The organism is Clostridium chromiireducens, assembly GCF_002029255.1.
Taxonomy (GTDB): domain Bacteria; phylum Bacillota; class Clostridia; order Clostridiales; family Clostridiaceae; genus Clostridium; species Clostridium chromiireducens.
In genome coordinates this window covers 1-13184 of the sequence record NZ_MZGT01000044.1, presented here as the reverse complement: position 1 = coordinate 13184, position 13184 = coordinate 1, and the positions used below count along the sequence as shown (strand labels likewise).

The window sequence follows — 13184 nt, the reverse complement described above, 5'->3', positions numbered from 1 at the left end:
TATAGTAGAATTTTGATTTGTAATATTCTTAAAAGATGTAATAGAAATATAAAGTGATGATTATAGAATTTTATTAAGTATAATTAAGAGGCAATCATGAAATTAAATTATATGGTATTTTCATTTTTATATTAGGAATAGGCAAAAGTAAATAATAAAGTGCCATATTGCTGACATAATAAACATGTAATATATGAATATAGAGTAGTTAAAGCACTATTTCCCTTTATTAAATAAATATTAACCAATATGTAGAATGGTCTACTGCACCATAGTAGATCATTCTTTTTTATTTTCCCTTGCTTTTTTAATGAAAATATTTTTAAGATGTTTAACTTGCTAGGCGTAGGTGAAAGAGCTGGCTCTGGTCTTGAAAATATCCACTTAGCATGGAGAGAGCAAAAATGGATAGTTCCAGATTTAGAAGAAACATATGATCCAGATAGAACTACATTAACTTTAAAAACAACATCAATATTGCCAAAAGAAAGTACTGAAAAACTTAAATCAGTCCTTAAAGAAAAATATTCGAAATTAAGTAAAGATGAAGTAATGGCTTTAGTAGCAGCAGAACAAGAGGAATGTGTAACTAATAATAGATTACAAGAGCTTTTAAATACTCATACAGTAAATAGTAATAAAATACTATCTTCATTAGTAAATAAAGGATTCTTAGAAACAGATGGTTTTGGAAGGGGAACTAAATATCGCCTTTCTAGTATGTTTGATTTTGAAAATCCAAGATCTATAGAAAATAAGAATGATGAAGTGGATTTTGAAGTTAAATTAGATGATGATGAAACTAAAATACTTAATTATATAATTAGCCATGGATTTATTACAAATTCACTTTGTAGATCAGAATTAGATTTAAAAAAGCATAAGAGTGTAAGAGTATTTAATAGCCTTATGAAAAAAGAAAAAATAGATAAAGTAGGAAGTGGAAATCAAATTAAGTATATCTTAAAACAGGAATAAAAATTTAAAAGCGACGAAGTGCAACGAAGAGCGACGAAGAAATATAAACGTTAAATTATATGAATTTAGAGATTGAATTTCCTGAAAAATGAAAAATTCAATTAAACACCTGCATTTGTTTAAAAGTGCAGGTGTTTAATTGAAAGAATAGATAGTAGTGATGTAATTATTTTGGGAAAATAAAAGCATTTGGGTTACTAAAAAAATTAAAAGAGCTAGGAAAAATAAAAAAGTTGGTAAACGATTATTAACTATATATAATTGAATTATTTATAATTATATGTGCTTTTAATATGAATGTTATTGTTGAATTGTTGATATTACGTAACATAAGAAATGGGTGGGATTTTATATCAATATACATTTAAGAGAATGGTAGGAAGAATTAAAACTTCCGACATTCTTCCTACCATCAGTAAAATATAATAAAATAGAATTTAATATGGTAAATTATACAATATACCTCAAAGTCAGTTATATCAGTAACTAGAGAGTATTGTAAGATACGATAAAGTACAATAAAATATACTAGAATTGGAAACAGAACTCGGCTTATGGCTTATCTCGCATATTGAAAATTTTTTTATTTTGGAGATTTCTGCATTTCCACTGCGACACGAGAGTATATGTTTAGTGTTGTACTAATATCTGAATGACCTAAACGTGATTGAATAACTTTAATGTCAATTCCTTATTCGAAAAGAAAGAGTTGCATTTGTATGCCTCAAATCATGGAAGCTGACTTTTTTACAATTTTCGTTTTATTAATTGCCCATATGGAGTATTTTTAGTTATGCAACCATTTTCTGAAATGATTTTTCCACGTAATATAGTTAGAACAGGAAGTCCAGTTCCTTCTAAGCCAACAAAAGCAGATTGCTTATTTAAATATTTTAAACTGTCACATGTAATATTCCATTCTTTATTTGGATCTAGAAGAACTATATCAGCATCAGCGCCTATTTTTAAAGAACCTTTTTTCTTATCTATTCCAAAGTGTTTTGCAGGATTAGTAGACATTACTTTAGATATTAGTGAAGGAGAAATTCCTTTTTTAACAACAAGGTAATCATACATAGTTTGTAGGCCAGTTTGAATTCCACTGATGCCGCCCCAAGCATTAAAGATTCCCATATCTTCTGATTTTTCTTCAGGAGCACAAGGGGAATGGTCGCTTACTATCATATCAATAGTTCCATCACAAACATAATCTATTAATTTTTCTTTATCTTTAGAAGTTCGAAGCGGTGGAGCACATTTGAAAATAGCTCCTTTAGCAAGAAAGTCATTTTCATCGAAAATTAAATAATGTGGGCAAGTTTCAGCTGTGATTCTTACACCATCTATCTTTGCTTTTTTTATTTCTTCTGCTACAACAGGATGACTTACGTGGCATATATGAACACGGCAATCTTGTTCTTTTGAAAGTTCTATAATATTCTTTACGGCTATAAGTTCTGCGACTACAGGGCGTGAATTAAGAAAATCTCTGCGACCTAGTCTACTTTCCTTAATGGCTTTATTTTGCTCGTAGGTGATAATATTGTAATCTTCGCAATGAAAGCTGGCTAAACCATCAAATTTTCTTATAATGGATAATGCGGTTCTAATTTCTCCTGTATTTAAAGGTGTGTAATCCGGGCTTACAGGGGCAAAAAAGCTTTTAAAAGCTACGGTACCACATGAATTTAATTCCTCGAGATTATTTAAATTATAAGTAACAAGGGCTCCATAAAAGCTGTAATCAATATATGCTTTTGAGGAAACGCAGGCTTCCTTTGATAGAAAGATATCTTTGCTATATAATGCAGGTTCATTTTGCATTGGCATATCTATAACAGTAGTAACACCACCAACTGCTGCTGCTCTTGTTCCATGATAAAAATCTTCACGAGTTGTAAAACCAGGTTCATTTAAATGCGCATGAGCATCAATTAGTCCAGGGAAAAGGTATTTACCAGTACCATCGATAATTATTTTTGAATTCACTTCACAATTATCAAATAAAATATCTATAATTTTACCGTCTTTTATTGCAAGACTTCCAAGTTTTATTTTTTCAGAAGTTACTAAATTAGCATTTTTAATAAGTATATCAAACATATTTACCACCCAATCATATATAATTTTAAAAGACTGAAAGTGTAGATAAAATTATGTATTAAAATATTTTATCTACACTTAATATTTATTATTTAGCAGTTACTAATGAAGGATCTAATGAAGAAAGAATTTTAGTATCTGTATATTGAGAAAAATCAGGGACGCTGTTTATGTTTTTCATATCTAACATAAAATTAGCCATAGCATTTGTTCCAGAGACAAACTGGTCATCAAATTTCATAGAATAAACGTTATTTTTCATAATTCTTAGGCAATCTTTAGGATCAATATTAATTTCAGTAGCAATAATTTTTGCTGAATCCTCAGGATTTTCATTTATATACTTAGTTGCCTTATTTAAAGCTGATAAGAAACTTTTTAGCTCTTTAGGATGCTGATTATAGAAGCTTTCAGTGGCTTGGACTGTCATATAGAAGTCAATCCAATGAACATTTCCTTGTTTTTCTGGTAAATTTGAAGTTGTGCCGCTAAATAGTAACTTACCTCCTATAGCTTGTGCTTTACCAACCCATGGTTCCCATACAGCCATAGCATCAATATCACCTTTTTCTAAAGCAGATAATTGTTCTGATGCTTGTAAATTTACAAAATTAATTTTATTGATATCTACTCCTAGTTCATTACACATATTTCGGATTGCAATAAGTACTCCAGCTCCGGAAGTCATACCTATTTTTTTGCCTTCTAAATCTTTTGCAGAAGTTAGATTTAAACCAGGACGAGCAACAACACTTTGAGTACCGGCAGCATTGGCAAGTGGAGCAAGTACCTTTACCTTAACACCATTTGCAGCAACAGCGATATTGTTATAAATAGATCCAAAGCATATTGAAGCAGTACCACTGGCAACAAGAGGTGCATTTTGATCAGGACCAGTCATTAATTTATTATTTACTTTTAATCCTTCTTCTTTAAAATACCCAAGCTTGTCTGCAATAATTTGTTGGGCAGATACTTGAGGATCTAGTTCACCGTATGCATCTACTTCAAATAATTTATCAGAGGAACTATCAGAACTAGCAGTCTCCTTAGACGATGTTGTAGTACTTGAAGTTGAAGAAGTACCGCAACCAAATAAACTTGTTGATATTATTGTAGTTAGAGTTAATATAGAGAACAGTTTTTTTAATAATTTACTTTTTTTCATATTAATCACTCCTAAATAAATTTTGAATATAACAGAAAAGGTATAAACATAGAATTTTTATGTTTACACCTTTGTAAAACTAAATATTAGATTTGTTAGGTTTAATTAAATTTCCATAACCTGAATTTATAACTATGCTGCCATCTTTAGCAATTATTTTTCCACGTACTATTGTCAAAACAGGAGCACCTTTGCCCTCCAAACCAACAAAAGCTGAAATTTTATTTAAATATTTTAAACTATTTTCAGAAATTTTCCATGTTTCATTTTGATCAATAACAGTAAAATCTGCATCAAAACCAATTGAAATATCACCTTTTATGCCATATATGCAGAATATTTCAGCAGGACGTTTACTTAATGCTCTAGCCATTATGGAAGGGCTTAATTTATGTTGATTTACTAATTGGTCGAAGAATATTTGGACAGTAGTTTGTACACCACTTAAACCACCCCAGGCACCAAATGCGCCAAGATCATTTTCAGTTTTTTCTTCAATTGTGCCTGGTGAATGATCAGAGGAAATACAATCTAAAGTTCCATCACAGATATATTCCCACAGCCCCTCGCAAGCTTCCTTAGTTCTTAATGGAGGAGAACATTTAAATAACATCCCTTTATGTATTAAATCATCTCCAGTAAACATTAGGTAATGGGTGCATGTCTCTCCAGTAACTTTTATACCTTTTGCTTTTGCTTTCCTGATTTCCTCTGCAACAAGAGGATGAGAAACATGACATATATGAATTCTACTGCCAGTCTTTTCTGCAATAGCTATTACATTTTTAGTTGCAATTAATTCGGCGTCTAGCGGCCTGGAATCTAAATAATCCTTTGCAGAAATTCTACCTTCAGACAATTTTTCTTTTTGTAATTTTTGTATCATATCATAGTCTTCACAATGAAAACCAGCTAGACCGTTAAAGTTTTTTAATATTAATAAGGCTTTTTCAACTTCATGTAAGTCTAAAGAAGTATAATCTTTACCCGCATCACAAATAAAACTTTTAAAAGCCAAAGCACCGGCTTCACTTAATTCATTAAGGTCCTCCATATTATAGTTTACAAGAGCACCCCAGAAACCATAGTCAATAAAAGCTTTCTTTTTTATTAAGTTATACTTATCCTCAAAAATATCTTTATTAGAAACAGGCGGTTTATTATTTAATGGCATATCTATAACTGTTGATATTCCACCTATGGCTGCAGCTTCAGTACCATGACTAAAATCTTCACGCAGGGTATAGCCAGGTTCATCGAAATGCACATGGCAATCGATGAAACCAGGAAATAGATATTTACCGTTTAAATCTAATATTTGCTTAGCATCTATTGTTTCATCAGTTAAAAAAATATCTTTGATTTTTCCATTACTAACAGCTACACTTCCAAAAGAAATATTATTACAAGTCACAATATTTGCATTTTTAATTAATAAATCATACATAATTAACATCCCTTATTGTAAAATTTTTGTTGTGATATAAAGACCAAATAATCTAATTGTGTAAATTGTATACGTCTTTATAATGAGAATTAACTAGCTGTTACAAGCTCTGGAACAGCATTTTTTAAAGGAGTAGGGTCACCATATGATTCAAACTTTGGAACAGAATTAATATTTCCCATTTCATGCATAAAGGCTGCCATTTCATTTGAAGAATCTATAAATGATTTATCAAATTTCATAGTATACACATTTTTTTTCATAATACTTAATACTTGTTTTTCATCAAGATTGATTTCAGGAGCTATTATCTTAGCAGATTCTTCTGGGTTTTTATTTATATAATCAGTTGCCTTTGATAGCGCTTTAAGTAATGACTCTACTTGTTTTGGATTATTTTTTAGAAAGTCTCCAGTAACTTGCAAAGTAGTATGGAAATTTAGCCACTCAACAGGACCAGTTTTTTCAGGTAAATAAGAATTCAATCCACTGAATAATAATTTTCCTCCTGTCTTTACTGCATTTGAGACCCATGGTTCCCAGCAAGCCATCATATCAATATCTCCACGTTCTAATGAAGAAATTTGATCAGAAGGTGATAAGATGACAAATTGAATTTTGTTTACATCAACACCTAAATCTTTGCACATATTACGTATAGCTATAAGTACACCAGCACCAGAAGCTATACCTATCTTTTTGCCTTCAATATCTTTAGCACTATTAATAGTTACATTTTTACCAGCTACTACACATTGTGTATCACCTATGTTAGCCATGGTTGCCAGAATCTTTACATCAACATTATTTGCAGCAAGAGCAATATCTGTATAGGTACTTTCGAAAGATACTTTAGCACTGCCACCAGAAATTAAAGGTGAAATATCACCACCAGATTGCAATAATTTATTTGTTACTTTTAAACCTTCTTCTTCAAAAAATTCTTTTTTATCAGCTATAATCTGTTGTGCTGATATTTGAGGATCAACCACACCGTATGCTTCTATTTCAAAAAGTTTCTTATCGTTAGCAGTAGAAGTTTGTGCCGTATTTGCTGAATTACCACAACCGTAAAGTGAAGTGGTAAGTATTGCAAAAGTAGTGAAGATAGTTAATAAATTTTTTAGCCTAAATTTTTTCATATTAATTTCCCCCTCAATCATTTAATGATTTATCAAGTGATGATATTGCTTAATTTAAATAAAAAAAGGCATAAATATAAATAGTTATTTATATTTACGCCGTTGTAAAAATCACGTGATTATTAATTTTTCATACTCATTAAAATTTGTAGTAAATTTTACTATATTATTATTATAACAGTAATTTTTTGTATGATAATAGGCAAGTTGCATAAATAACGTATAAAAATATAACTATTTGCACAAAAGTTAATCTTTAAGAATTTCATAAGCACAAATTCCGAGATATATGGAGAACATTCTATCATTATCTATAAAGTCACTATGCAGCAACTCTTTTATTTTATCTAATCTATGAATTAAAGTATTTCTATGCAAAAATAATTTCTTCGCAGTGTCTGTTGAATTAAATTTACTTTGATAATATATTCTTAATGTGTCAATAAGATTTGCATTATTGTTTTTATCAAATTCAATTAATGGGCTTATAGTATCCTCACATAGTTTTAGTAAATACGATTCAGGCAGAGTAGAAAGAAGATGATATTCTAGTTTATCAGTATAGCAGCAAATATGATCAGCATCGTTTTGATGTTTTTTTAAGTTTATACAATTTAGTGTATCTTTAAAAGTAGTACGTATAGAGTTTATTCCTGAATGACATCTACTTATCCCAATGTTTATAGTGCAACTTATACTATCACCTAACTTATTATAAAAATCGGAAATAATATTATAAGTATTATTTACAGCCCAAATGTTACTTTGTTCTGATTTATAAAATAGAAATAGGCTTAATATATTATTGTTTGCACATAAAAATAAACCGTGATGGTCACGAAATTTATTGGAAATTGCTTGTTGCAGGGTGGATATTATTTTATTTCTATGTTGATCACTGCCACAATTCTCCAAAACAAAGGAAACACATACACGTTTCTTTGTATAATCAAAATCATAAAAATTACATATTTCTAAAATGTCCTTTTCACTTCTTGCATTCTCAGATATTAAAAAATCAAAGAAAAAATTGTGGTAGGAGTTTGAAAAACTCTTTGCTTTGTTAGATTGCGTTATTTCTAAAGAAATTATATTTTTAGCTTTCTCAAGCAGAAGTTTATCATATGAAGAAATATCATTATCGTCAATTAAGACACATACCAGGCCTGTAAAGTTTGGCAACGTCAGTACAAAAAAACGAAATACCTCATCATTTATTTTTAGCTTTCTATAAGCTGTATCGCTAATTTCAGTATGGCTAATATGAGAAGCAATTTCAGTAGGAGATATTTTTGGCAAATCTATTTCATTTATTAGATGTTTATAATCTAAGCTGAATATGGCGGAAAAGACATTATAATCACAATCTGTAATTATAATAGATTTATTTATAAAATGAGATAATTCATTAATCATAACATCAAGGCCTTGATTTTCAAAAAATGCTGAGGAAAGTTTATTAATAATACTATATTGAAGTAGATCATTATTAAGTTCATTGGAGTATATTTTATTGTATATTAATTTGCTTATTTCAGAAAAGGAATAATAAAATGGGACTTCTACTAGTGGAAGACCGACTTTTTCTGCTTCTTCTATCATTATTTCAGGAATTGTTTCAAAAAAACGTTTGATTTTGATACCTAAGGCGCAGCAGCCAGTCTCTTTTAATTCTCTAATTATATTAATCTGTGCTTCTTTGCTATCCTTAAATATATAGCCTGTTGTGAGCACTAACTCGTCCTTTTTTATCCAACGTATTACATCAGGATTATCTAATATATTTACGCTTGATAGGTGGTTATTAAGTTTATTCTTGCCCGCAACACATTTAAAATTATTTAATTCTGTACTATTTATTAACCATTCCAAAGTCATAAAATTACCTCCTTAATTTTTGAAAATAAAAAGCAATGGGGCCTTGTTTAGCACCATTGCTTGAAAAAATATTATCATATTTTAGCAATTGTGTCAAAAATAATGTGATATATGCACAACAAAATATATAAAAAATGTGCACATTACCATTGTAGATATTAATTTGATATATTAAACTAGAATTAACCTGAGGGACAAGTTATTTGATTGTTAAAATTACTTTTAATTAAGAATAAAATAGATTTGCAAAGGCGCAAAACAAATTATTGTTTTGCGTCTTTTTGTGCAAGGGAGGAAATTATATGGGCGTATCGTTAGTTAGAGTATTTAAAGCATTCGATGAATGCGAAGGAAAGTTAAAATATGTATTAAATGATTTTTCACTAGATATAGAAGACGGGGAGTTTATTTGTATTTTAGGAAAGAGTGGCTGTGGTAAATCTACATTACTCAATCTAATAGCAGGATATTTAAAATCAGACAACGGAAATATTTTAGTTAATGGAAAAGAGGTGGAGGCGCCGTCAGCAGAAAGAGGTGTTGTATTTCAACAACATGCACTTTTTCCTTGGTATACGGTAGCACAAAATATAGAGTTTGGATTAAAGATAAAAAAGAAGAGAGATTCAAAAAAAATAGTTGATAAATATATTGATTTAATAGGTCTACAAGGGTATGAAAATAAATATCCATCAAGTTTATCAGGAGGTATGGCTCAGAGAGTTGGTATAGCAAGGGCGCTAGCCAATGATCCGGAAGTACTGCTTATGGATGAACCTTTAGGAGCATTAGATGCTATGACAAGAGATACTATGAGAAAAGAGTTAATAAAAATATGGAAAGCAACAAATAAAACTATTATTTTTATTACTCACAGTGTACCAGAAGCAGTATATTTAGCAGATAGAGTTGTTTTATTAAAAGAAGGCAAGATAGAGATGTTAGAAAAAATAGATATACCAAGGCCTAGAAATACTAAGAGTGTTGAATTTATGAAGTATGTTGAAATGTTTGAAAAAGGGCTTACAGATAATTTAGATGAAGCCGTAATAACAGAATAGAAATGGAGGGATAAAAATGGAGGTATATGAAATGAAGCCGGAAACAATATTAAAAGGCATAAATGAGAAAGTAGAAGCGGAAGTTAATGTGCCACGTATATCTAGAAAGACTGAGCAAGCAATAAGGGAAAAGAGAAATAAGTGGTATAAGATACTTTCATTATTTATATTTTTTATTATATGGGAAATGGCTAGCAGAATTAATGTTTATCAAGGGTGGTTTAATCCAGTTTTCTTACCATCACCGACTTTGATTATTCAGACAGGATATGATTATTTTCAAAAAGGAATTTTGTTTAAGCATATAGGGATAAGCTTATATAGAATGCTTGGCGGATTTATGATTGGAACTATTATAGCTGTTATTGGAGGGTCTCTAATTGCAAACTTTAAATGGATTGAGAATTTGATAATGCCTATAGTTAATATGTTTGGGCCAATACCGGTTCTTGCGTTTTTACCAATGTTTTTAATTTGGTTTGGAATTGGGGAAGGTTCAAAAATAACATTAATAACATATACAACATTTATAGCGATGTTACCGTATGTAATTGATGGAATAAAAAATACAGATCCAGTACTTATTAGATCAGCGGTAAGTTTAGGTGCATCTAGAGTTCAAGTATTTACAAAAATAATATTGAATTCAGCTATGCCTAATATCTTTTCAGGAATGAAAGCGTGTCTTGGATTAGGGTTTTCTTCATTGGTAGTGGCAGAAATGATGGGAGCATCTTCAGGGTTAGGATATATAATTGTAGACGCAAAAAATTGGTTTAAGATGGCCGATATGTTTTTGGCTGCAATATTAATCGGTATTTTATACACTCTCTTCTTTTGTCTGCTTACTGCTCTAGAGAACATTTTATTTAAGTGGAAAAAAGACGGAATAACAAGTGCAGTAGAGTCTTAAAGGAAAGTGATGATTATGATAAATGAAATTGCAAAAAATATAGAAAAACATTTAAAAGCATTAAGGGAATTCACATCTACATGTGGCAATGGAGTCACGAGATTTCCCTTTACAAAAGAAGCGAAAATGGCGGTTCAATATCTAGAAGATGAAATGAAGAAGATTGGTTTAAAAACTAGAATAGATGAATCAGGAGCTATTATTGGGAGATTGGAAGGAAAAGAAAAAAGAACTATTATTATAGGTTCACATTATGACAGCGTAAAATACGGAGGAGAATTTGATGGCATTGCTGGAATTGTTTGTGGATTAGAGGTGGCAAGACTACTTAAAGAAAAAGATTTTTCATCTAAATATTCTGTTGAAATAATTGGTACCAATGATGAGGAAGGTGCTAGATTTAAATCTGGATTTTTTTCGAGTAAAGCTATGCTTGGTCAGCTTAAGGTTTCAGATTTAGAAGCATTTAAAGATTCAGATAATATAAGCATATATGATGCAATGAAAGATTATGGTTTAAATCCAGATAGGATATATGAAGCAAAAAGAAATTTGGAAGATATTAAAGCTTTTTTAGAGATTCATATTGAGCAAGGTCCAGTTCTTGAGAAACATGGAAAAGATATTGGGATAGTTGATACTATTGTTGGCATGCAAAGATATATGGTAAACATACAAGGAAGAGCAGATCATGCAGGCACGACTCCAATGGATATGAGAATAGATGCAGTAGAAGTTGCTGCAAAAGTTATATCAAATATTGGAGATATTGCAAGAACATATAAAAATGCAGTTGCAACCGTAGGAAGTATAAATGTTTTTCCAAACGAAATCAATACAATCGCACAAAATGTATCATTTAGTATAGATATAAGAAGCACAAAACAGGAAGCAGTTAATTCTATATATCAAAAAATAAAAGAATGGATTGAAAATATTACGAGTAAGTATAATTCAAAATATTCGATTACAAGCACATTGAGTATAAATCCTGTAGATATGAATGAAGGTTTAAAAGATAAAATTGAAAAAAGCTGTATAGAAAGAAAGTTTTTATATGAACATATAAACAGCGGAGCGGGACATGATAGTTTGCCTATGGCAGAGGCTGTAGACACGGCTATGATATTTGTTCCAAGCAAAGCTGGAAGAAGTCATAGCAAAGAAGAATTTACTAGCTATGAGCATTTGGCTAAAGCTGCTTTAGTAGCATTAGATGCAATAGTTAATATATAAATAGAAATGAAGGAGAGATAGAAATGGGATATCCTAAAGACTTATTATCAACAAGAGCAGTGGTTAAGCCAGGTTTATGGGCTGTAATACCAAAAGAAGGCCTAGTAAACAATGTAGTACCAAATATTAAAGATTGCAAGGTGAGCATTGTAGCTTCACCCAAAATGGGTGCAAGTTTTGTACAATATATTATAGATGCACAAGTGGGAGGAGGCACAACCTCACCTTTTGCAAAGGAAGAAAAAATTGAAAGCTTTATTTATGTTGTAAATGGAAGTGTAGAAGTTGTAATAGAAAATGAAAAACACTTATTAAGTGATGGAGGATATGCTTTTGCACCAGAAGGCATGGGTATGAGTTTTAAAAATATTGGATCAGAGGCTGCAAAAATACTTTTATATAAACAAGTATATATAAAATATGAAGACTTAGAAGCTAAAGTGGTAGTAGGAAATGTAAATGACATTGAATATAGAATTTATGATGATATGGCAAATGTATTTATAAAAGATTTACTTCCAACAGATCTTGGATTTGACATGAATATGCATATATTATGCTTTGAACCAGGTGGATGTCATCCATTCGTGGAAACTCATGTACAAGAACATGGTGCCTATATATTAAGTGGAGAAGGAATGTATTTAATGGATAATACATGGATGGGAATAAAGAAAGAAGATTTTATGTGGTTTGGTCCATATGTACCACAATGTGCTTATGGTGTAGGGACAGAAAATTTTGCTTATATTTACTCAAAGGATTGTAACAGAGATGTGACTCTGTAAGTCAATATGATTTGAAAAATAGTATTTATTCAAAAATAGCAGTTGGATATAGGATTCATTTATTTTCTTAGGAGGAATAAATAAGGACTATATAATTAAATAAATTTCACAAATACAATTATTATTAAAGGAGATTAATAAAATGAAATTAGTAATATTAGAGCCATTAGGTGTAAATAAGGATAAATTATTAGGCATGGCAAAGGATACTTTAGGAAGTGAGGTAGACATAATATATTATGATACAAGAGTAGAAGATACTGAAACATTAATAGAAAGAAGTAAGGAGGCAGATGCTGTAGTTCTTTCTAATCTTCCATATAAAAAAGAAGTAATAGAAAATTGTCCTAATTTAAAAATGATATGTGTTGCATTTACTGGAGTAGATCATGTTGCTATGGATTACTGCAAAGAAAAAGATATTATGGTATGTAATTGTGCTGGGTATTCAACTGTTGCAGTTGCAGACT

At 30.3% G+C, this 13184-nt stretch carries 10 protein-coding genes and 1 pseudogene; 6 read left to right on the top strand and 5 right to left on the bottom strand.

Annotated elements, in window-relative coordinates; translation table 11 throughout:
- Positions 1–327 precede the first annotated feature (327 nt).
- The gene (locus tag CLCHR_RS15710; RefSeq protein ID WP_139376248.1) at positions 328–978 is read left to right on the top strand and encodes a hypothetical protein; all 651 of its coding nucleotides are present in this window, start codon (positions 328–330) and stop codon (positions 976–978) included.
- Positions 979–1725: 747 nt separating this feature from the next.
- On the opposite strand, the gene allB (CLCHR_RS15705) is transcribed toward CLCHR_RS15710, so the two are convergent.
- The 5 genes from allB (CLCHR_RS15705) to CLCHR_RS15685 all read right to left on the bottom strand — a co-directional run bounded on the left by allB (CLCHR_RS15705) (position 1726) and on the right by CLCHR_RS15685 (position 8716).
- Positions 1726–3081, bottom strand: coding sequence for an allantoinase AllB (gene allB, locus CLCHR_RS15705; RefSeq protein WP_079440783.1), 1356 nt, complete (start codon positions 3079–3081; stop codon positions 1726–1728).
- 88 nt (positions 3082–3169) lie between these two features.
- Complete coding sequence (locus CLCHR_RS15700) at positions 3170–4249, bottom strand: ABC transporter substrate-binding protein (protein WP_079440782.1); 1080 nt, start codon at positions 4247–4249, stop codon at positions 3170–3172.
- Positions 4250–4328: 79 nt separating this feature from the next.
- Complete coding sequence (allB, locus tag CLCHR_RS15695; protein WP_079440781.1) at positions 4329–5696, bottom strand: allantoinase AllB; 1368 nt, start codon at positions 5694–5696, stop codon at positions 4329–4331.
- 89 nt (positions 5697–5785) lie between these two features.
- On the bottom strand, positions 5786–6838 hold the full coding sequence (locus tag CLCHR_RS15690) for an ABC transporter substrate-binding protein (RefSeq protein WP_079440780.1): 1053 nt from the start codon (positions 6836–6838) through the stop codon (positions 5786–5788).
- A gap of 249 nt (positions 6839–7087) precedes the next feature.
- Entirely contained in the window at positions 7088–8716 is a 1629-nt protein-coding gene (locus CLCHR_RS15685) for a PucR family transcriptional regulator (RefSeq protein WP_079440779.1), read from the bottom strand.
- A 302-nt stretch (positions 8717–9018) separates the two neighbouring features.
- On the opposite strand from CLCHR_RS15685, the gene CLCHR_RS15680 reads away from it, so the two are divergent.
- The 5 genes and pseudogenes from CLCHR_RS15680 to CLCHR_RS15660 form a co-directional block, all read left to right on the top strand.
- Positions 9019–9777: an ABC transporter ATP-binding protein gene (locus tag CLCHR_RS15680; RefSeq protein WP_079440778.1), complete on the top strand. Its 759-nt coding sequence runs from the start codon at positions 9019–9021 to the stop codon at positions 9775–9777.
- A gap of 16 nt (positions 9778–9793) precedes the next feature.
- Positions 9794–10690 carry an ABC transporter permease gene (locus CLCHR_RS15675; protein ID WP_079440777.1) on the top strand — a complete coding sequence of 299 codons (897 nt, stop codon included), beginning with the start codon at positions 9794–9796 and terminating at the stop codon, positions 10688–10690.
- Positions 10691–10705: 15 nt separating this feature from the next.
- Positions 10706–11926 carry a M20 family metallo-hydrolase gene (locus CLCHR_RS15670; RefSeq protein WP_242966111.1) on the top strand — a complete coding sequence of 407 codons (1221 nt, stop codon included), beginning with the start codon at positions 10706–10708 and terminating at the stop codon, positions 11924–11926.
- Between the two features lie 23 nt (positions 11927–11949).
- Positions 11950–12714, top strand: a complete 765-nt coding sequence (allE, locus tag CLCHR_RS15665) for a (S)-ureidoglycine aminohydrolase (RefSeq protein WP_079440775.1) — start codon at positions 11950–11952, stop codon at positions 12712–12714.
- A gap of 142 nt (positions 12715–12856) precedes the next feature.
- A pseudogene (locus CLCHR_RS15660) lies at positions 12857–13184 on the top strand (hydroxyacid dehydrogenase); the annotation flags it as partial.